A 20,458-nucleotide genomic window follows, 5' to 3' on the forward strand; every position below is an offset into this window, starting at 1 on the left:
TCAGCTCCAGTCCCGCTGCAGTTCCATGGTCGAGCAGTGCAGGCCGCCGCCGTTCTTGAGGATCTCGCGGAACTCCACCGGGATGACCTCGACGTCGTAGCGGTCGGCGAGGAGCTCGGCGGTGCGCGGCAGGTGGGCCGGCAGGATGGCTCGGCGGCGGTCGAGCACGAGCATGTTCGACGCCCACTCCTCGTCCGGATGCACGTCGACGGTCTCGATGCCGAGGTCCCACAGCGCCGACAGGTAGTCGTAGGGCGCGAGGCGCGGGTTGACCAGCGCGAGGTCGTCGTCGAGCATGACGGCGCACATGTCGAGGTGGATCAGGTAGCCGGGGAGACTGACGGTCGAGAGGCGGATGCCGTGTTCGTCGAGCAGTCGCCCGAGCTGGCGACCGCCCTCGGGGTTGCAGCGGACCGAGGTGCCGAAGAACGCGTGGTCGCGGCGGACCTTGACGAAGCTGCCGCCCTCGACGAGCCCCGAACCCGTGATCGTGCCGAGGATCGGCATGCCGGCGGCGGCGACCGTCGCGGTGATCGACTGCTCCTCGCCGCGACGCATGCGCGGTGCGAGCCGCCCGATGATCGCTCCGCCGGGGATGGTCACGAGCGGGTCGCGGGTATAGACGGCCTTCGTGAACCGGGGCGGCAGATCGGGTGCGAACACGACGACGACGCCCTCGCGGCGCAGCACGTCGACGAACGCGTCGTACTGCGCGCGCACCGCGTCGAGGTCGGGCAGGGTGTCGCCGGTCCAGTACCAGCTGCGGTCGGGGTCGACGAACGCGTCCAGGTCGGGGTCATAGGCGTCAGCGCGCACCTCGGCCAGACCGGCGCTCGGCCGGCGCATGAGCACCGACCGGAGGGGACTCACCTCGTCGGCTGCGCCCCATCGGCGACCCCAGGTCTGCTCCAACTCGACGAGGTCGAGGAAGGGCGGATCCGCCTCCGGGCCCATCAGCTGATGGAAGCGGCCGTCCGCGATCTCCTTGGTGGAATCTGTCTTGGTGGTCATTCCCCGTCACTCTGCTCAGTCGGCCCGAAGTTTCGTCCTGGGCAATTCTCGTTGCTTGAAGTGACACTAAACCGCCTTTGTGACGGATGCGCAAGAGAAAAATTTCGAGCGTGTTACGTTTCGCACTGGTGCACTGGGGTTTCATGTGAGTAACTTCTTGAGCACTACACTCGTGACAGGATCCGCGTGGACGGCGAGTGCCACGTTGACGAGGAAGGCCGTGGATGCGCCCAATTCCGATCGAATCGCACGCTGAACGAGCGGCAATCGGAAGCCGCCTGCGCGCGCGCCGTCAGGAACGTCAGATGACGATCGGGCACGTCGCCGAGAGCACCGGCTTGACGAAGGGGTTCCTGAGTCGCGTCGAACGCGACCTGACCTCCCCGAGCGTGTCGACGCTCGTGTCCATCTGCGACGTCCTCAGCATCGAGATCGGCGACCTGTTCGTCGCCTCCGACGTGCAGGTCGTGACGGCCGATGAGGCACCCCGCATCAATCTCGGCGGCGACGGCACGAGTGAACGTCTGCTGAGCCCGCGACGCGAGTCGCGCATGCAGGTGATCCGCTCGACCGTGGAACCCGGCGGCAACGGCGGCGACAAGCCCTACACCGTGAACTCGGAGCTCGAACTGCTGCATGTGATCTCGGGCTCGGTCGACTTCTGGGTGAGCGACGGGGCCTGGTCCCTGAACGCCGGGGACTCGATCACGTTCGACGGTCGGGAGCCGCACCAGTGGCGATCGGACGATGGTGCGGAGCTGCTCTGGGTGCTCGTTCCCGCCGCATGGGGCGGCGCGATCTGACCCACCAGGGCGCGCGCGTGCGTCGCCGCGAGCGCGAGTGCGCCACCGCGAGCGCGAGTGCGCCGCCGCGAGCGCGAGTGCGCCGCCGCGAGCGCGAGTGCGCCTCGCTTCGAGGAAAGGAAGAATCGGATGACGGTGACGCTCGGGTACAAGGCATCGGCGGAGCAGTTCGGGCCCCGCGAGCTCGTGGAGCTGGCGGTGGCCGCCGAAGGGCACGGGTTCGAGTCCGCATTCGCGAGCGATCACTTCCAGCCGTGGCGGCACGAGGGCGGGCATGCGCCGTCGTCGCTCGCCTGGCTCGCCGCGGCCGGCGAGCGCACCACGAGCATCCGCCTCGGCACGAGCGTGATGACGCCGACGTTCCGGTACAACCCCGCGGTGCTGGCCCAGTCGTTCGCGACGCTCGGCTGCCTCTACCCCGGCCGCGTGATCGCCGGGTTCGGCACCGGTGAGGCACTCAACGAGATCGCGACCGGCTTCCGCGGCGCAGGCACGCAGGACTGGCCCGAGTTCCGGGAGCGGTTCGCGCGGCTCCGCGAGGCCGTGCGGCTGATGCGCGCGCTCTGGAGCGAGGACCGGGTCAGCTTCGAGGGCGAGTACTACTCCACGCACGACGCCTCGATCTACGACCGACCCGACCAGCCGATCCCGGTCTACATCGCCGCCGGCGGACCGGTCGTGGCCAAGTACGCGGGCCGCGCGGGAGACGGGTTCATCTGCACCTCGGGAAAGGGCTGGGACCTGTACACCGAGAAGCTGATTCCCGCAGTGCAGGAAGGCGCCGCCGCCGCCGATCGGCCGTTCACGCAGATCGACCGCATGATCGAGATCAAGATCTCCTACGAGGAGACCGAAGCGGCCTCCCTCGAGAACACCCGGTTCTGGTCGCCGCTGTCGCTGAGCGCGGAGCAGAAGCACTCGATCACCGACCCGGTCGAGATGGAGCGCGCGGCCGACGCCCTCCCGATCGAGCAGGTCGCGAAACGCTGGATCGTCGGGGTGGATCCGGACCAGGTCGTCGCCGAGGTCGCCAAGTACGTCGACGCGGGCCTGAACCATCTCGTCTTCCACGCCCCCGGCGCCGACCAGCGCCGCTTCATGCACCTCTTCGAGCGCGACCTCGCACCGCGGCTCCGGAAGCTCGGCTGAAGCCCACGACACGGGAGCCGACCGCGCGGAGCGTCGAAGCGCCTCCGCCCCGCACCCGACCCGTGAACGCCGCTCACCCGGGCAGTCGCAGGACCCGCTCGAGGTAGGCGTTGCCGAACCGGTGCTCAGGGTCGAGGCGTTCGCGCAGCGCGCGGAACGCGTCGTACTGCCGGTACTTCGGCACGATCGTGTCGGCGTCCATCGCGAACCACTTGCCCCAGTGCGGGCGCGGGTCGAACGGCTCGAGCGCGGCCTCGATCTTCGGCAGCACCGCGCGCACCTCGTCCGGCCGGTTCCGCCAGGTGAAGTGGATCGCGAAGTTGTCGCGTCCGACGTGCGGACTCATCCAGAGCGCGTCGGCGGCGATCGTCCGGAACTCGGTCACGAGCAGCACCGGGTCGATCTCATCCGCCAGCGCGCGGACCGCGGTGAGGGCGTCGCGCACGTGCGCACGCTCCACGAAGTACTCGGACTGGATCTCATCGCCGTTGCTCGGCACCGTGTCGAACCGGAAGTGCGGCAGCCGCTCGGCCCACGGCCCGACGACCCCGCCCTGCACCGTGGTGTTGTCGTGGTCCTCGTCGGCCGGTGACATCACCCGCTCGCCCGCCGGCACGGCGCCGAAGAACGCGTCGCTGTCCGAGGCATCCGTCTCGCCGTCGACGACCCGCTTGCGCCACACCTGCGCGAGCGTGTCGGCGCCCCACCGACCGAAGACGCTGACGCTGTAGCCGCCCGCCATCACCTCGGCGGAGCGCTCGAGGAACGTCGCCCAGGGCAGATCGAGGTACACGTCCTGCCGCATGAGGTACCGGGGGATCGCGGCCAGCCTCAGCCGGGTCGCGATGCCGAGCGCACCGAGCCCGATGACCGCGCCGGCGAACTCGGGGTCGCCGCGGCGCAGGGTGACGATCTCGCCCCGCCCGTCGACGAGCTCGAGCCCGGTGACCGACGTCGACAGGCAGCCGTTCGCATCGCCCGAGCCGTGCGTGCCGGCCGCACAGGCCCCCGCGACCGAGATGTGCGGCAGCGAGCCGAGGTTCGGCAGCGCGAACCCGCGGGCATCGAGCCAGCCCGCGAGCGCGCCATACGGCAGGCCGGCCGGCACCCACACCTCGCTCGCGTCAGGATCGAGCACCGGTTCGCCCCGCATGCGCTGCAACGACACCAGCGAACCTGGCGAGTCCGCGAGGTCGTTGAACGAGTGCCGGGTTCCGAGCGCGCGCACCCGGGGCTCGCTGCGGACGATCGCCCGCACGTCGTCCACGGTCTCCGGGAACACGACGCGGGCGGCGGCGTAGCGATGCGTCGCCGCCCAGCTCACGCCGGACGGTTCATGGTGCAGGGGTGGCATCGGGCTCCGATCTGAAGGAAGACACGCTCATCACAGGGTAGGTGTCGCGTCCGGCCTCACGCGCGACGACGAGCACGCGCTCGAGCAACCGATCGTGGTCGATCCGCAGCCGAGGGGCCAAGCGCTCGACGAGCCGGTCGACGCGCGTGAACACCTCAGCGCCGCCCGTACGCGAGCTGATCGTCCAGCCGCCGACGAACGGCCGGATGCCCGGGGCACCGGGCAACCCCTGGAGGTACCGCGCGATCGCGTCGCGGACGCGAGGGCCGGCGACCCGTTGCCCGAACGGGTCGCCGACACCTCCGCCGCAGGCTCCGCACATCAGCGCGGTCCGATCACGCCGCGCTCGACCTCGGCGAGCGCGCGATGAAGTCCTGCGCGATCTGGTCGAAGGTCGCCCACGTCACGCCCGAGTGCCCGTTGATGTACTCGATCAACCGCTCGAGCATGAGCAGCACCTGCGGCCGGCCGGAGACGTCCGGGTGGATCGTGAAGGTGAACACGCCGTAGTCCTGCTCGCGATAGACCCAGTCGAACTGGTCACGCCACATCTCCTCGATGTGCCGCGGGTTGACGAAGCCATGACTGTTGGGGCTGCCCTTGATGAACATCATCGGCGGAAGGTCGTCGAGGTACCAGCTCGCGGGGATCTCGACGAGATCGGTCTCCTCGCCGCGCACGAGGGGGCGCATCCACTCGCTCGCCGACTTCTCGTAGTCGATGGGCGTCCAGCTGTCGCCGACGCGCACGTAGTAGGGCTCGAAATCGCGATGCATGAGCGAGTGGTCATAGCGGATGCCACGCTCGACGAGCAGCTCGTTGGTGACCCGCGAGAACTCCCACCAGGGTGCGACGTATCCCGTCGGGCGGCGCCCGGTGCGCGAGCTGATCAGCTCGATGCAGTGGTCGAGCACATCCGATTCCTGCTGCCGCGACATCGCGATCGGGTTCTCGTGGCTGTAGCCGTGGATGCCGATCTCGTGACCGGCGTCGACGACCTGTTGGAACTGTTCGGGGAAGGTCTCCACGGAGTGCCCGGGCCAGAACCAGGTCGAGGGCAGGTCGTACTTGGCGAGCATCCGGTTGAGGCGGGGCACGCCGACCTCGCCGGCGAAGAGGCCGCGCGAGATGTCCCCCGGCGAGTCCTGGCCGCCGTACGAGCCGAGCCATCCGCCGACCGCGTCGACGTCGATCCCGAACGATACGAAGATCTCCTTGGGCATGGTGTTCCTTTCGTTGTTGCGAGCAGTGCGTTCTGTGCTGAGTGGGTGCGACATACCCGGTCGCGACGGGTCAGACGTGGTCGGTGAACCGCGACCTGACCGAGTCAGGCGGTTGTCCGGAGGAGAGGAGCAATGCCAAGAGGATCCGCGCCTGGAATGCCGGCAAGAACTCCGCCACGACGGCGCCCGCTCGCACCAGATCCGCCCCGCCGCCGTTGCCATAGAGCGGGATGACGGGCCCATCGGACACTCGCGTCGACAGGGCGACGACCACGCCCGCCGCGGTGAGCTCTGCGACTGTCGCTGCGATGGTCGGGTTCGCGTTCCCGATCCCGCTGCCGGCGATCACGATGCCTCGTGCACCGGCGTCGACCGCGGCCCGGAGCAGGCGGTCGTCGGCGCCGGGATACATGGCGACCACGTCGACACGGACGTGGTCGAACCGTTCGGTCGGCAGCGCGAGCGGTTGCGACCGCACGGGCCGGACGTGGATCCGCACGCGACGGTCGTCGACATGTCCGATCGCTCCCGAACCGAGGGTGTCGAACGCCGAGAGGTCGCTGGTCTGCACCTTCCGAGTGCCCTTCGCCCGCAGGATCTCACCTGCGAAGCAGATCGCGACGCCCAGGCCCCTCGCCTCGGGCGCCGCCGCGACGGCGATCGCGTGCGAGAGGTTCCGCGGACCGTCGGTGTCGGCTGCGTCGGCGGGGCGCTGCGCTCCTGTGAGGACCACCGGTCGGCGATCGTCGTGCACCAGGTCGAGGAGGATCGCCGATTCCTCGAGCGTGTCCGTGCCATGGGTGATGACGATCCCGTCGACGGCCTGCCGGCCGGTGCGCGCGAACGCCTCGATCACGGCATCGGAGAGCGCACGCAGATCAGCGAGTCGCATCTGGTAGGAGCCGACGCGCATGAGATCGACGTACTCGACCTCGACATCCGGCGGGACCTGTACCTCTCCGAGCACGTCGAAGGCGCCGTCCGTTGCGACCAGACCGGCTCCCGCCCGGCGGGACGAAATGGTTCCGCCGGTGGTGAGCACCAGGACTCGGGCTCGCGGTGCGCGACGCTCCGTGGTGGCAGATGACCTGAGCTCCTCCGCCTCTGCTCCGCCCACGACCGCCGGGAATCCGCTCCCCAGCGTCCCGGTCATGGCCGACTCACCCATCGATGCGCCCTCACGCGGGCCACTGGATGGTCTGGCCGCCATCGACGAGGAACTCTTGGCCGGTGACGAAGGTCGAGTCGTCACCCGAGAGGAAGCGGATGACGCGGGCCACCTCGTCGGGCCGGCCCACACGGCGCAAGGGGATCGCCGCCTCAGACGCGCGGAGGCCCTCCGGGCCGAGCGAGTTGACCGGGTCCAGCGACTGCGGCGTCTCGATGAGCCCCGGGATGATGGCGTTGACCCGGATCCCACGCGGGGCGAGCTCGACCGCCAACGAACGACTCAACCCGAGCACACCTGACTTCGCAGCGGCATAGTGCGCGTGGTCGTCCCAGCCGTAGACGCCTCCGGCGATGGACGACACCGCGATCATCGCCCCCGGGCCCGTCATGACGGCGGCCGCTGCGCGGAACGTCCGCATCACTCCGCCGAGGTCGACCGCGAGCAGATCGTCCCAGGCGGCGTCGTCGAGGTCGGCGAGCGCGGCTCGGCGAAGAATGCCGGCGCCCGCCACCGCAACGTCGAGCCTGCCGAACCGTTCGATCGCGGTCTCGGCGAGCGCACGCACAGAGTCGTAGCTCCGCACATCCGTCTGTACGGCGATCGCGTCACCGCCGAGCTCCGCGACCTCCGCGAGCACCTCGTCCGGATCGTGCGGGTCCGCCGGGTAGTAGCCCAGTACGGAGCGCACTCCGGCGCGGGCATACGCGACCGCGAGCGCGCGTCCGATCCCGCTCGCACCGCCCGTGATGAGCGCGACCTTCCCGGCGAGGCCGTCATCCCGACGCAATCCCTCGTATGTCTCGTGTTCCACTTGATTCCTTCGTGTGACGTCTGGGTCGAGTTGAGCCGGCCTCCGGGGCTCGCCCGGAGGCCGGCCGGCCGATCAGGAGCTCGAGGCGGCCATCGTGAACGGGGTCGCGTCGATGAATCCTTCGAGCGACTCCTTGGTGCCCTCGAGCGGGAAGTAGTCGGTCCTCGCCATCGGCCCGGTCTGGATGATCATGAGACCGCCCGAGTGCGAGCCGTATGGCCCGTGCGGATAGTTCGCGGGATTGCACGCGAGGAAGCCTGGCTCTCCCGCGCCGCGACCCGCGAAGTACACGTCTCCGGCAACGATGAAGACCTCTTCCCATGCATCGTGCGTCTCCCGCTCGAAGGAGGCGTACCCCGGCAGGAAGTGGAGCAGCCCGAGGCTGCCACCGGCGACGATGCCCTCGAGCTGCGGCCGAAGACCCTTGCGGGACACGCCATTTCCTTCCAGCAGGTCCTCGCGGCTCTCGTTGTTGCCCGAGATCCAGCGCAGATCCGGTGAGCGCAGAATGACGGGCGAGCCGCCGTAGCACTCGCCGACCGCGGGGTCGGGGTTCCAGTAGGCGAGCAGCGCACCGGCCTCGGTCGCCGTGACCTCGAGCTCGGTACCAGGGGGCGCCCCGATGAATCCGGCGGAGCCGAGGCGCTGCCCGCTCGCCTCCAATCCGCCCGCGAGGATGAAGAACTCCAGAGTTCCGTGCTCGACGGTCCACGAGAGCTTCCAGTCCTCGGCGAACGAGAACAGCCAGGTCTCAGCGCCCGTCGTCTCGTCGCGCGAGATCTGCCGCCCCAGGAGGCCGGCCGCGAACGAGAGGTCGCTGCTCACCTGTTCCGGCAGGTCCGTGACCCGGAACCACTGCGGTTCGTCGCGCTTCCACGTGTCTCCCATGCGCCGCCCCCTTATTCCTGGTCCGCGAACGTCATCGAGGCCAGGTCGTTCGTGCCGTCGGTGCGGTACGCCCAGTTCTCCAGGCGCGTGGTCAGGGCGACGGCCGGCAGTTGCTTGGCCATGTACACGACGCCGGCGTCATTGAGCATGAGGCTCTCGGCCTGGTTCCAGAACGCGCCCGCCTCGTCGGACGTCACTTCACCCGCGGCCATGCCCTGCTCTACTGCCTGCTCGAACTCTGGGCTCTTCCATCGCGAGCCCGACTGCGGCTCGTAGTAGTTGAGCAGGAGTGCGTAGGCCGGCGAGACGTTCCAGTACCCGTCGACGCTGAGGAAGGCCTGCGCAGTTCCGGCAGCCCACACCTCGCGATACTGCGATGCCGGGAGTCGCTCGATCTCGATCTCGAAGCCGGCGTCGCGAGCGGAATCCTGCATCGAGACGGCGATGTCCGCGAGCTGCGGGTCGTCGTTCGAGATCGTGAGCGTGAACGGGACGCCGCCACTGAGTCCGGCCTCGGCGAGGAGCTGCTGCGACTTCTCGACGTCGTAGGTCCACTGCGGCAGCCCGTCGCTGGAGTAGCCGGGCAGCGTCGGGTTGAGCCAGCCGTGCTCCTCGGTGGCGCGCCCGTAGCTGTTGTCCTCGATGATGCGCTCGTAGTTGATCGCGTACGCGAGCGCCTGGCGAACGCGCACGTCATCGAAGGGCGCATTGTTGACGACCATCGTGGTGACCAAGCGGTTGCCGGTCGGGACACTCGGCACCAGGACATTCCCCTCGGCCTCGAGGTCGACGAGGTCGTTCGGCCGGAGCGCGAGCGCCATGTCGACGTCGCCGCTCCGGACCGCGAGCGCCCGGTTGCCGGCGTCCGGCACGACACGGCGGACGACGCGCTGGATCTCGGGCTCACCGAGCACCCAGTTCTCGTCGGCGACGATGATGGTCTCGCCCTCCGTCATCTGTTCGACGCGGTACGGCCCGAATCCGAATCCGGTCTGCCCTTCCGACCACTCGACGGCGTACGGATCCTCAGGCGTCGCGTGCTCGCTCAGGAACGTCGAGTCGTAGACCTGGGCGGCGTTGTCCGAGAGCGTGCCGAGGAGCGTGAACCCGTAGCCGGGCTGAGCGACCGTGAAGGAGACCGTGTAGTCGTCGATCTTCTGCATCTGGCTGGCCGGGTCCGAGAGTCCCGAGGCGATGAGCAGCCCGGGCGAGATGCTCGCCGGCGCGTTGAACTTCCGCTCGAAGGACCAGATCACGTCATCGGCGGTGAGCTCGTTCCCCGCCTGGCTGATCACGCCCTCTTTCAGATGGAACGTGTACGTGAGCTGGTCCTCACTCACGTCGTAGGACTCGGCGAGGTAGGGCTCGTACTTGGAGACGTCCTGGATGAGCACGCCGGCCTGTTCGGACTCCATGTAGGGCTTCCGGATCAGGGTTCCGTTCAGGAGCCCCTGCAGGTCCAGGTAGTCGGGTGAGTTGACCCATCCGGCGTCCCAGCTGAGTTGCGTGGCCTGGCTCGGCACGGCGACGACGACCGTCCCGTCGTTCTGTGCGGGCGGTTGCGCGGCACAGCCGGCGACCAGTGAGGCGACGGCCGTGCCGACGAGTGCGAGCAGCGCGAGCGATCGTGGTCGCGTCCGCCTCGACGCGCGGGCGCCGCTGGGAAGGTGATTCTGAGACAACAGGGTTCCTTTCATCGGGATTGGAGCGTGCACAGCAGTCATTTGGACGTGGGAGTTCGCAGCAGCCGGTTCGCAGCCGTCGACACGATGACGACGGTCGCCGTCAGCGTGACCGCGGGGGCGAGTGCCGCCCACCAGCGGCCCACGAGGGCGTCACTGGTGCCCTGCGCGAGCATCGAGCCCCACTCCGGAGTGGGCGGCGGCATCCCCGCGCCGATGAATCCGAGCGCGGCGGTCACGATGATGCTGATTGCGAAGAGGTTCGAGGCATTCTGCAGGGCCGCCCACGAGGCGTTCGGGAGCACGTGGCGGAAGGTCAGTCGCGCCTCGCTGTCGCCCGCCATCCTGGCCGCGTCGAGGTATGCCTCGGTCCGGACCCGCAGCACCTCGGTTCGGGTGAGGCGGGTCTGGCTGCTGCAGAGGATGATCCCCATGACCAGGATCAGGGTGACGACGTTGGCGCCGAACACGCTGACGGCGACGAGACCGAGGATCACGCCGGGGATGGACTCCATCAGGTCGATGAGGCGGGCGAGACCGCGCGCGAGCCAGGCGAACGGCCCCGTGGCGGATTCGTTCATCCCGGAGATCAAACCGAGTGCGATGCCGAGCACGGTGGCGAGCAGCGCCGTCAGCGCGGCGATCATCATGTTCAGACCGGTCGCCGCAACGGTTCGCGAGAAGACGTCCAAGCCCGCCGAGTCGGTGCCGAACCAGTGGTCGGCTGACGGTGGCGACGATGGCGGGCCGACCACTCGGATCGGGTCGTACGGAACGACGAAGCTGCCGAAGACGGCAACCGCGACGAGCAGGAACAGCGGGATGAGTGCCAACCAGCCGCTCGGTGCGGATCGCCGGTCGCGGGCGGCGCTGCGGGAAGGTACGGGCTGGGGATTCACTGTCGTGGTCATGGGCACCTCAGATTCGCGTTCCGGGCCGGCGGCGGGGGTCGAGGATCATGTTGGTCATGTCGATGACCAGGAAGATCACGAGCATCAGGGCTGCCGTGGCGAGGAGGAAGCCCTGCAGGGCGAGGTAGTCGCCGGTCGCGACCGCCTCAGCGGCATACCTGCCCGCACCGGTGAAGCCGAACAGGTTCTCGATCACCACGGCACCGCCGATCATTCCTCCGAAGATCGAACCCGCGACCGTGACGACCGGCGGAAGCGCTCGGCGATAGACGCTCAAGAGGACCGTGAACCGCGGCGCACCCGATGCGACGCGGAACAGCGTGGCGGGAGCCTCGATCGCCTTCTCGAGTCCGGCGATGGTGAGGCGGATCAGGATCGGGACCTGGGCGAGGGCGAGCGCGATGACGGGGAGCGCGAGGTGCGCCAGCATGGACCCGGCGCCGGCCCAGTATCCCTGTGCGATGGCGTCGATCAGCGGGAAGCCGGTGATCTGCGTCGGGGGCGCAAGCCCCGCGTCGAGTCTGCCGATCGGCGCCGGAATCCAACGCAGCAATGAATAGAAGAGGAGGATTCCGCCGATCGCGAGGACGAAGTCCGGCACCGCCCCGGCCGCTCGGGCGTAGCCGTGAGCGAGGCGGGCGATGACGCCCTTCGGTCGCGAGATCGCCATGAAGGATCCGATCCCGCTGATGATCGCCGCGATGATCAAGCTGAGGAAGGCGAGCTCGATCGTGCCCGGAAGCCGCAGCGCGAGCTCGGTCGAGATATCCCGTTTGGTGATGAACGACTGGCCGAGGTCGAGCGTGACGAGCTGGCTGAGGTACGTGGCGAGCTGATCGAAGATCGAGCCGTCCAGGCCGAGCGCGGCCTGCAGCCGGTCGTAGTCCTCCTGGGTCCACGACTGGTTTCCCAGGAGTGCGATCACGGGGTCGCCGGGCATGAGCCGGATCAGGATGAACGTGAAGATCGCGAACAGCAGGAGATGCACGGGGAGCACCGCGACACGCGTGATCCACCATCGCTGTCGCTGGAACCAGCCGAACAGGCGTGATCCGGCCGACCGAGTTCGGTCTGCGCCGTCGAACGCCGTGTCGAGCTCGATCGCCTCGGCCGCTTCGGCGGCTTCCGCGCCCTTCGCACCAGCGGGCGGTGCCGTCGTCGACGTCATGCGTGCACTCCTTCGTGGTCTGAGGTACTCGGGCCGCGGTAGCTGTCGAGGAGCCGCCGCGTGTACTCGGCTTCGGGGTTCTCGAGGATCTCCGAGACCGCACCCCGTTCGACGATTCGCCCGTGGAGCATGACGATGAGGTCGTCGGCGACGAATGCCGTCGCAGGCAGACCGTGCGAGACGAAGATCAGTCCGGTGCCGAACTCCCGTGCGATATGGCGCAGGTGGTTGAGCACGACGGCTTGCGCGGAGACATCCAGCGCGGAGACCACCTCGTCGCAGATCAGCATCTGCGGTCCGACGACGAGCGCACGGGCCAGGGCGAATCTCTGCCGCTGGCCGCCCGAGACCTGCGAAGCGTACCGGTCGGTGAGGCCGGCCGGCAGGTCGAGTCGACGCACGACATCGTCGACGCGCTCGCTCGCCGCGGTTCGCGACAGCCCCAGCAGGTTCATCGCCGGGTACATCACGGCCTCGCGGAGCGTGTGCCGCGGGTCGAACGATGAAGTGGTGTCCTGGCCGACGAACTGCACAAGGCGGCGCATGTCCTTTCGGCCCTCGGCCGTCTTCAGCGCGGAGCGCAGGTCGTGATCGCCATAGCTGACACGGCCCGCCGATGGCGTCTCGAGCCCGACGAGGATCCGCGCGAGCGTGGACTTGCCCGACCCGGATTCACCGACGATCCCCGTGAGCGAACCCGACTCGAACGACACCGAGACGTCGTCGAGTGCGCGGTGCTTGGTGATGCTGCCGAAGGTCTTGGAGACGCCCTCAGCGCGCACCGCGATGGCGGGAGTGGTCGTTTCGTTCATCGTGCGAGCTCCTTCGCGGGCTGGCCGGTACTGCTGCCGGACGCCGGGCCGCCCGTCGCGGCCATGAACGAGGCGAGGGTCGGTAGTTCCTCGGAGCTCGCGTTTTCAAGAGTGGGCACGCAGTGCAGGAGTCCCTGCGTATACGGATGATCGGCGTGCTGGGCGAGCAGGCGCGACGGGCCCTGCTCCACGACGTCACCCCGGTACATCACCACGAGCGAGTCGGCATATTCGAGGCAGAGATGGATGTCATGGCTGACGATGAGCAGCGACACACCGGTGGCTTCCACGAGCTCGACGAGCAGATCCATGGTGCCGCGCGCCAGGGATGCGTCGAGGGCGCTGGTCGGCTCGTCCGCAATCAGCAGTCTCGGACGGCCGCACAGGGAGAGGGCGATCATCACCCGCTGGCGCATGCCGCCCGACAACTCGTACGGTCGCGACTTCATCACGCGCTCGGTGTCATGGAGGCCGACTCTGATCAGCCAGTCCCGCGCGGCGGCGTCGAGCTCACGACGCGGTGTCGAACCATCCGCTTTGAGCACCGCTCGCAACTGACTGCCGATCGACCAGACGGGGTCCAGCGAGGTCATCGCGTCTTGGAAGACCATCGAGATTCCGGGCGTACGGGACGGGATGCGATGCGCCTGCGCGGGGGTCTGCACACGCCCCTCGAATGTGATCGTGCCCTCGACCGCGGCGAGTTCGTCGGCTCGCAGGAAGCCGGCGACCGCCAGCGCGAGCGTGCTCTTGCCTGACCCGGACTCTCCGACGATCGCCACGCGCTCACCCGGGCGGATGTCGAGGCTGGCACCGTTGATCGCCCGCGTGCCTGCGGCGTAGTCGACGCTGGAGTCGCGTACCTCAAGCAGGGCGTCGCCGCGGTCCTGGTCGTTCGAGTCGCGCGATCTCACCGGAGACGCATCGATCGGTTTGGTCATTTCTCCCTCGCTCCTTCGGGATGGAGAGGCTGTTGCCCCGACGGATGGGGACTATCAAAGCGGGATTTCGCAATTTGCACAATCGTTTGGCCCAATCGATTGTGTAACTAATGTGTTTCGTCCCCGCTTCGAATAGGGTGCAGGTATGAGCGAGCGCGCGAAGGTGCTGGGCCACGGCCCGGTCACCCTTCGCACGCTCGCGAGCGATCTGGCAGTGAGCGTTTCGACCGTGTCGCGCGTGCTGCGGGCCCAGAGCGCCGAAGAGGCAGAGCGGTGGGCCTCGCCGGAAACGGTCGAACGGATCCGGCGCAGTGCCCTCGAACGCGGCTACCGGGCGAACCCCATCGCTGCGAGCCTGCGAACGTCTCGATCGGGGCTCGTCGGCGTGCTCGTGCCTCGCCTCCAGGACTTCGTGCTCGCCACCATCTACGAGGGCATCGAGGATGCGGCGACCGAGGCCGGCCTCTCGACCTTCGTCACGAACTCGTTCGACGACCCCGCGAGTCAGGCCGCGAAGAGCGAGATGATGCTGCAGCGCCGGGTCGACGGACTGATCTTCGGCGACGCCCACCTCGACCACAGCTTCCTCGACGAGTTCGCGGAGCGCGGGGTGCCGTTCGTGCTGGTGTCGCGGCACGCGGGCGATCACATCGCCGTCACATGCGACGACGTCGTCGGCGGCCGCCTCGTCGGCGAGCACCTGCTCCACGGCGGACGCACACGCCCCGTGGTCCTGGCGGGGCTCCCCTTCGCCTCGACAGCTCAGGATCGGACTCGCGGGCTCGTCGAGGCATACGAGCACGCGGGGCATCGCGTCGACCCCTCGCACGTCGTGTACAGCGGCTTCGACGCCGCAGGCGGGCGCGCCGGCATGGAGCAGGTGCTCGCCTCGGGATATCTCCCCGACGCCGTGTTCGCCACGAACGACTTTGCCGCGATCGGCGCGCTCGGCGCGCTCCGCGACCACGGGCTTCGGGTTCCCGACGACGTCGCGATCGTCGGTTACAACGACACGCCGCTGGCCGCTGAGATCGCGACCCCGCTCACCACCGTTCGGTCTCCGATGCACGAACTCGGCCGGACCGCGCTGGACACCTTGCGCCACCTGATGAACGGCGACGACGTCTCATCTGTGCAGCTCGCGCCCACGCTCATCGCGCGCGCCTCGAGTCTGCCCCGCCCGAGTTAGCCGGCGTCACGCCGGCTCGACGTTGAAGGCGCGCGCGAGCGTTTCGATCTTGCGAGCGCGACCGAGCCGCGGGAGATCCGAGCCGTCGCGAACGACACCGCCGCGGAACTCGAAATCAGCGAGGAAGTCCCGGGCCCAGGCGACGTCGGAGGAGGTCGGCGAGATCACTTCATTCACGACGGACAGCTGCTCGAGATGCAGACACAGTTTTCCGGTGAGCCCGAGCGAGACCGTCACCTCGCTCTGCTCGCGAAGTTGACGGTGCGCGGAGCCGACCGTCGGTCCATCGATCGGACCAGGAAGCCCTCCGATTCGAGAGGCGACAACCAGCCGAGAACGCGGGTATGCCATGGCGAGCTCATCTGCGCTGGCACCGGTGTCACGGCGATAGTCGCCGGACCCGAACGCGAGCCGGAAGCATCCGCGCGCTCTGGCTATGGCCACCGCTTCCTCGATGCCCAGCGCCGATTCGATCAGCGCCAGCACCGGTGTCGCGCCGCCAAGACGATCGAAGGTCTCCGTCACGTGAGCGGCGCCCTCCGCTTTGGCGAGCATCACCCCGCGCAGCCCGGCAAGGCCCTTCAGCACGTCGACGTCGTCCGACCAGAACTCGGTTGATCGGTCGTTGATGCGTACCCATGCTTCGTTCCCTGGCTGCGAAAGCCACGACGCAACGTCGCGTCGCGCCCCCGCTTTCAGGAGCGGATCAACAGCATCCTCGACATCGAGCACGATCTGGTCTGCGCGAGAGGCCGACGCCTCGTCGAACAGCTCGGGTTTGGCCGCGTTCACCAGGAGCCATGAGCGAGCGATCTCCGGCGCGACGTCGTTGCGGTTCACAGACCACCACGCTAACGGAGCTGCCGGGCCCGCCCGCCGCGATGTCTCGACATCGAACAGTCCAGCCCGAGCGTCGGCAGGAGCGACTCGGGCTCACCGTCGCGGGTCCACGACCACCTTGGGCGGCGAGCCGTCGGCGTGGGCGCGGCGGCCCGCGAGCTCGCCGTCGAGGTCGGCCAGTCCGATCGTCTCGGCGATGAGCGGCACCGGGTCGACCCGGCCCGTCGCGAAGGCCTCGATGGCCTCGGCGATCCCGGCGGAGCCGCCGAGGACACCGACGATCGTGGCGTCCTTGTGCACGCTGACCCTGGAGTCGACGAGGCTCGGCGTCGGCGAGACGCCGACGAGCACGACCCGGCCGGCCGGCGCGACCACGTCCAGCGCGAACGCCGGCATCGTCGGCGCGTCGGTCGCATCGATCACGGCATCCCACGTCTCACGCGCGACCGCCGCGGCGTCGATGCTCACCCGGAGTCCGAGCCGCCTCGGGAGCGCGGCCGAGCCCTCCCGCCGCCCGAGCAGGGTCACATCGGCGCCGGCCGCCGCGGCGAAGAGCGCACACAGCACGCCGATGGTGCCCGGCCCGATGACGAGCACTCGGCCCACCCGGTCGGCGAGCGCCGCCCGGACCGCGCGCACGGCGTTCGCCGCGGGCTCGACCAGCGCGCCCGCCTCGTCCGAGACCTCGTCGGGCAGCGGATGCAGCGAGGCGACGGGCATCAGCAGGCGTTCGGCGAACGCACCGGACCATCCGCCGCGCACACCGACCTCGATGCGGTCCGCGCAGACGTGATGGTGGCCGCGTCGGCACGCGTCGCATTCGCCGCATCCGATCATGGTGTCGCCGACCACGCGCCGTCCGAGCCACGCCGGATCGACGCCGTCGCCGAGCTCGACGACGACGCCCATCCATTCGTGGCCGATCCTCAGCGGGAAGTCCATGCGCGCTCGCGCGATCCGCGCGTCGTCCGCCTCGAACAGGCCGACGTCGGTGCCGCAGATACCGACGCGACGCACCTCGACGACGGCCTCGCCCGGTCCGGCGACCGGCGGTTCGACCTGCTGCACCGACCCGTGCCCCCGACGGTCCACGACGAACGCCTTCATGCTCTGCATCCTCTCCCGCGGGCGAGGGGAACGGCCGCGCCGGAGCCCGGCGCGGCCGCTCCCGATCGCCTCACTCGACGTCGAATCCCTGCGCCTCGGCGTAGGACCGCAGGCTGGTCTGCCACTGCTCGAGGGCCGTGGTCAGGTCGATCTCACCGGCGAACGCGCTTCCGACGCTGTCGGGGAAGATGCTGTTGGCATAGGTCTGGAACGGCAGGAACTCCCAGCCTGAGCCCACACTGGCCGCCGACTCGGCGAAGATCTGGTTGATCTGCTGGCCGCCGAAGTACTCGACCTCGGCGTCCAGCCACTCGTCGGAGTCGGTCGTCAGCGTCCCGGCGGGGAAGCCGCCGAGCGAGACCCAGATCTCCTGCGCCTCGGGCGCCGAGGCCATCCACTGCACGAACCCGACCGCGGCCAGCTTGTGCTCACTCGCCTCCGTGACGGCCGACAGCGAGCCGCCGTTCTGCGAGGTGACGAAGTCGCCGTCCTCGAACTGCGGCAACGGCGCGACGCGCCAGAGTCCGCTGGCCTCGGGGATGCGGCGCTGCAGCGTGCCGGCGCCCCAGGCACCGGTCACCCACGTCGCGTAGGTGCCGTTCGCGAGCCCGGCGTTCCACTCGGGCGTGAAGCCCGCGGTGCGGGTGTCGAGGAGACCTTCGTCGATGAGCGGCTGCCAGACGTCGACGAACCGCTCGACGCCCTCGTCCGCGAAGTCGATGCCGACCGTCGTGCCGTCGACCGAGTAGGGGCGTCCGCCGGCCTCCCAGATCAGCGCGTTGAAGAGGTTCGGCTCGCCGACGTCGGCCGCGATGAACCGGGCCGGGTCCGCGGCCTGCAGGGCGCGCGCGACCTCGGTGTACTCCTCCCACGTGGTCGGCACCTCGAGTCCGAACTGGTCGAACACGTCCTGCCGGTAGAACAGAGCGAGGGGGCCGGCGTCCTGGGGAAGCCCGTAGAGCCCGCCGGCGTACTGCGACGCGCCCCAGGCGGCGTTCGTGAAGTCCTCCTCCATGGAGCCGAGCCCGTACTCGTTCAGGTCGACGATCGAGTCGCCGAGCGCGAACTGCGGGAACGCGAGGAACTCGAGCTGCACGACGTCGGGCACGCCGGATCCGGCGGAGATGACGTTCTGCAGCTTGGTGTACTGCTCGGCGTTCGCGCCCTGGTTCTGCAGCGTGACGTTCATGTTCGGGTACGCCGCGTTGAACGCCTCGACGACCGCCTCGTACTGTGGGCCCCAGGCCCAGAACGTGAGGTCGGCGCCCTCCTCGAGCGCGGCGTCGATGTCGGCCTGGCTGTACTCGGCGGCGACGGTCGGCTGCTCTGCCGACCCACCGCCGCCGGCGCAGCCCGTGACGGCGAGCGTTGAGGCGACGCCGATGGCGAGTGCACTGACCAGCCGGCGCATGGCGGTTCTCGATGATGCGGACACCATGGATCCTTTCGTAAGGGTGTTCGTGCGGGTTGCGGGGTGGTGCGTTAGGCCTTGACGCTTCCGGCGGTCAGACCCGACTGCCAGTAGCGCTGCATGAGCAGGAAGATGACGATGATCGGGACGATCGTGAGCAGGGATCCCGTGACGATCAGCTCGTAGATCGCGACGCCGCCGGGTTGATTCGCCTGCGTGCTCCAGAGATTGAGCCCGACCGTGAGCGGATACCACGTGGGGTCGCTGAGCATGATCAGCGGGAGGAAGTAGTTGTTCCAGGTCTCCACGACGTTGAACAGCAGCACGGTGATGAATCCCGGCATGAGCAGCCGGAGCGCGATCGTGAAGAAGATGCGGAACTCGCCGGCCCCATCGACCCGCGCCGCCTCGATGACCTCGGCCGGGATGGCGTCGGTCGCGTAGATCCAGATCAGGTAGAGCCCGAACGGGCTCACCGCCGACGGGATGATGACCGCGAGCGGCCCGTTCGTCAGCCCGAGCGAGCTGAACATGAGGAAGGTCGGCACCGCGAGCGCGGTTCCCGGGATGGCGATCGCACCGATCACGATCGCGAACACCGCGCGCTTCCCGGCGAACTGGAACCTCGCCAGACCGTACCCCGCGAGCGTCGCGAGCACGGTCGCACCGCCGGCGCCGGCGACGACGTACAGCAGCGTGTTGCCGAACCAGGACAGGAAGATGCCGTTGTCGTAGGTGACGGTCGCGACGATGTTGTCCCAGAGAGCGAAGTCGCCGGAGAACCACAGGCCGAAGCTCGAGAGGATGGCGGACTGGGTCTTCGTCGAGGTGATGACGAGCCACACGATGGGCAGCAGGCAGTAGAGCAGCAGGATCGTCATCAGCACGCCGAGCGGGATCGAGGCCCGGGGCTTCAAGAACGAGTTCGACGACCGGCGCAGCAGCCCTCGGTCGAGGGTGTCCTTGGATCGGCGAGGGGCTCGCGCGGCGGTGGCGGTCATCGTTCGCTCCCATCGCGGCGGCCGACTCGCTGCGCGGCATAGGCGACGATCATCGTCAGCAGGCCCATGACGATCGCGATCGCGGCCGCGTAGTTGTGCTGCTGGCCGGCGAAGGACAGCGAGTAGGCGTACATGTTCGGGGTGAAGTTCGAGGAGATGGTGTTGGGGCTGAGGCTTCGCAGGATGTTCGGCTGGTTGAACAGCTGGAAGCTGCCGATCACCGAGAAGACCAGGCAGACCGCGAAGGCCGGGCGGAGGGCGGGCAATTTGATCGAGCGGATGACCCGCCAGCGGCCTGCACCGTCGATCGCCGCCGACTCGTAGAGCTCCCGGGGCACGGTGCGCAATGCCGAGTACATGACGAGCATGTTGTATCCGAGGAAGCTCCAGGTCGCGATGTTCGCGATCGCCGCGAGCACCCACTCGCCGGAGAGCGGATCCGGCAGCGCGATGCCGAAGAACTCGTTGAGGTTGCCGACGAGACCGAACCGGCTGCCGTAGAGGAAGCCCCACATGAGCGCCGCGATGACGCCCGGCACCGCGAACGGCAGGAACAGCATGATCCGGTAGAGCGGCGCCCAGCGCAGGCTCGCGCTGTCGAGCGCCAGCGCGGCGAACAGCGAGAGCCCGAGCATGATGGGCACCTGTACGGCGAAGAACAGCAGGATCCGCCCGACCGCCTCGTGGAACTGCGGGTCGGTGAACGCGTAGACGAAGTTGTCGATGCCGACGAACGCGGTGCCGCCGACGAGCCGGTCCTGGAACAGGCTCAGGTAGACGGCGTAGCAGACCGGCGCGACGATCGCGAAGAGGAAGACGACGCCGAAGGGTGCGATGAAGAGCCAGCCCATCCAGCCGCGTGCGCTGGTGCCGCGGCGGCGGGTGGCGACCCGGCGGGGCCGGACGATCGCCGTCACCTGGGATCTCCGCACGGACTCGAAGGGGTGTGCATCTTGCGCTCGCATTCGTCGTTGAAGGGACCGAAC

20 protein-coding genes are annotated in these 20,458 nt (G+C 68.8%); 3 read left to right on the top strand and 17 right to left on the bottom strand.

What is annotated here, in order from left to right; translation table 11 throughout:
- Positions 1 to 1,011 carry a dimethylarginine dimethylaminohydrolase family protein gene (locus QU602_RS18245; RefSeq protein WP_308797873.1) on the bottom strand — a complete coding sequence of 337 codons (1,011 nt, stop codon included), beginning with the start codon at positions 1,009 to 1,011 and terminating at the stop codon, positions 1 to 3.
- A 224-nt stretch (positions 1,012 to 1,235) separates the two neighbouring features.
- Here QU602_RS18245 and QU602_RS18250 point away from each other — a divergent pair, with 224 nt between their 5' ends.
- Together QU602_RS18250 and fgd are read left to right on the top strand one after the other, a co-directional pair.
- Positions 1,236 to 1,814, top strand: a complete 579-nt coding sequence (locus tag QU602_RS18250; RefSeq protein ID WP_308797874.1) for a helix-turn-helix domain-containing protein — start codon at positions 1,236 to 1,238, stop codon at positions 1,812 to 1,814.
- Positions 1,815 to 1,943: 129 nt separating this feature from the next.
- The gene (fgd, locus tag QU602_RS18255) at positions 1,944 to 2,963 is read left to right on the top strand and encodes a glucose-6-phosphate dehydrogenase (coenzyme-F420) (RefSeq protein WP_308797875.1); all 1,020 of its coding nucleotides are present in this window, start codon (positions 1,944 to 1,946) and stop codon (positions 2,961 to 2,963) included.
- A 73-nt stretch (positions 2,964 to 3,036) separates the two neighbouring features.
- Here the strand turns inward: fgd and QU602_RS18260 are convergent, their stop codons facing one another.
- From QU602_RS18260 to QU602_RS18310, 11 genes are all read right to left on the bottom strand, one after another.
- On the bottom strand, positions 3,037 to 4,317 hold the full coding sequence (locus QU602_RS18260) for an FAD-binding protein (protein WP_308797876.1): 1,281 nt from the start codon (positions 4,315 to 4,317) through the stop codon (positions 3,037 to 3,039).
- Positions 4,298 to 4,639 carry a hypothetical protein gene (locus QU602_RS18265; protein WP_308797877.1) on the bottom strand — a complete coding sequence of 114 codons (342 nt, stop codon included), beginning with the start codon at positions 4,637 to 4,639 and terminating at the stop codon, positions 4,298 to 4,300. The genes QU602_RS18260 and QU602_RS18265 overlap by 20 nt, the downstream gene beginning before the upstream one ends.
- Positions 4,640 to 4,652: 13 nt before the next feature.
- The gene (locus tag QU602_RS18270; protein WP_308797878.1) at positions 4,653 to 5,540 is read right to left on the bottom strand and encodes a polysaccharide deacetylase family protein; all 888 of its coding nucleotides are present in this window, start codon (positions 5,538 to 5,540) and stop codon (positions 4,653 to 4,655) included.
- A 70-nt stretch (positions 5,541 to 5,610) separates the two neighbouring features.
- Positions 5,611 to 6,693 (bottom strand): asparaginase, encoded by a 1,083-nt coding sequence (locus QU602_RS18275; protein WP_308797879.1) that lies wholly within the window; start codon positions 6,691 to 6,693, stop codon positions 5,611 to 5,613.
- A gap of 25 nt (positions 6,694 to 6,718) precedes the next feature.
- Positions 6,719 to 7,522, bottom strand: a complete 804-nt coding sequence (locus QU602_RS18280; RefSeq protein ID WP_308797880.1) for an SDR family NAD(P)-dependent oxidoreductase — start codon at positions 7,520 to 7,522, stop codon at positions 6,719 to 6,721.
- A 72-nt stretch (positions 7,523 to 7,594) separates the two neighbouring features.
- Positions 7,595 to 8,410, bottom strand: a complete 816-nt coding sequence (locus QU602_RS18285; protein ID WP_308797881.1) for a hypothetical protein — start codon at positions 8,408 to 8,410, stop codon at positions 7,595 to 7,597.
- A gap of 11 nt (positions 8,411 to 8,421) precedes the next feature.
- A complete protein-coding gene (locus QU602_RS18290; RefSeq protein ID WP_308797882.1) occupies positions 8,422 to 10,092 on the bottom strand; it encodes an ABC transporter substrate-binding protein in 1,671 nt (556 codons plus the stop codon).
- A gap of 38 nt (positions 10,093 to 10,130) precedes the next feature.
- Entirely contained in the window at positions 10,131 to 11,003 is an 873-nt protein-coding gene (locus tag QU602_RS18295) for an ABC transporter permease (protein ID WP_308797883.1), read from the bottom strand.
- A gap of 7 nt (positions 11,004 to 11,010) precedes the next feature.
- On the bottom strand, positions 11,011 to 12,171 hold the full coding sequence (locus tag QU602_RS18300; protein ID WP_308797884.1) for an ABC transporter permease: 1,161 nt from the start codon (positions 12,169 to 12,171) through the stop codon (positions 11,011 to 11,013).
- The gene (locus QU602_RS18305) at positions 12,168 to 12,983 is read right to left on the bottom strand and encodes an ABC transporter ATP-binding protein (protein ID WP_308797885.1); all 816 of its coding nucleotides are present in this window, start codon (positions 12,981 to 12,983) and stop codon (positions 12,168 to 12,170) included. The genes QU602_RS18300 and QU602_RS18305 overlap by 4 nt, the downstream gene beginning before the upstream one ends.
- On the bottom strand, positions 12,980 to 13,924 hold the full coding sequence (locus QU602_RS18310) for an ABC transporter ATP-binding protein (protein WP_308797886.1): 945 nt from the start codon (positions 13,922 to 13,924) through the stop codon (positions 12,980 to 12,982). The genes QU602_RS18305 and QU602_RS18310 overlap by 4 nt, the downstream gene beginning before the upstream one ends.
- A 145-nt stretch (positions 13,925 to 14,069) precedes the next feature.
- Here QU602_RS18310 and QU602_RS18315 point away from each other — a divergent pair, with 145 nt between their 5' ends.
- The gene (locus tag QU602_RS18315) at positions 14,070 to 15,113 is read left to right on the top strand and encodes a LacI family DNA-binding transcriptional regulator (RefSeq protein WP_308797887.1); all 1,044 of its coding nucleotides are present in this window, start codon (positions 14,070 to 14,072) and stop codon (positions 15,111 to 15,113) included.
- A 6-nt stretch (positions 15,114 to 15,119) separates the two neighbouring features.
- Here QU602_RS18315 and QU602_RS18320 read toward each other — a convergent pair whose 3' ends face one another.
- From QU602_RS18320 to QU602_RS18340, 5 genes are all read right to left on the bottom strand, one after another.
- Complete coding sequence (locus QU602_RS18320) at positions 15,120 to 15,953, bottom strand: HpcH/HpaI aldolase/citrate lyase family protein (protein ID WP_308797888.1); 834 nt, start codon at positions 15,951 to 15,953, stop codon at positions 15,120 to 15,122.
- 93 nt (positions 15,954 to 16,046) lie between these two features.
- Positions 16,047 to 17,060, bottom strand: a complete 1,014-nt coding sequence (locus QU602_RS18325; RefSeq protein WP_308797889.1) for a zinc-dependent alcohol dehydrogenase — start codon at positions 17,058 to 17,060, stop codon at positions 16,047 to 16,049.
- A 70-nt stretch (positions 17,061 to 17,130) separates the two neighbouring features.
- The gene (locus QU602_RS18330) at positions 17,131 to 18,495 is read right to left on the bottom strand and encodes an ABC transporter substrate-binding protein (RefSeq protein ID WP_308797890.1); all 1,365 of its coding nucleotides are present in this window, start codon (positions 18,493 to 18,495) and stop codon (positions 17,131 to 17,133) included.
- Between the two features lie 47 nt (positions 18,496 to 18,542).
- A complete protein-coding gene (locus QU602_RS18335; RefSeq protein WP_373692853.1) occupies positions 18,543 to 19,472 on the bottom strand; it encodes a carbohydrate ABC transporter permease in 930 nt (309 codons plus the stop codon).
- Positions 19,469 to 20,389, bottom strand: a complete 921-nt coding sequence (locus QU602_RS18340) for a carbohydrate ABC transporter permease (RefSeq protein ID WP_373692855.1) — start codon at positions 20,387 to 20,389, stop codon at positions 19,469 to 19,471. The genes QU602_RS18335 and QU602_RS18340 overlap by 4 nt, the downstream gene beginning before the upstream one ends.
- Positions 20,390 to 20,458: the final 69 nt, after the last annotated feature.

The sequence above is a fragment of the Agromyces protaetiae genome, assembly GCF_030866785.1.
In the GTDB taxonomy this organism is placed as follows: domain Bacteria; phylum Actinomycetota; class Actinomycetes; order Actinomycetales; family Microbacteriaceae; genus Agromyces; species Agromyces silvae.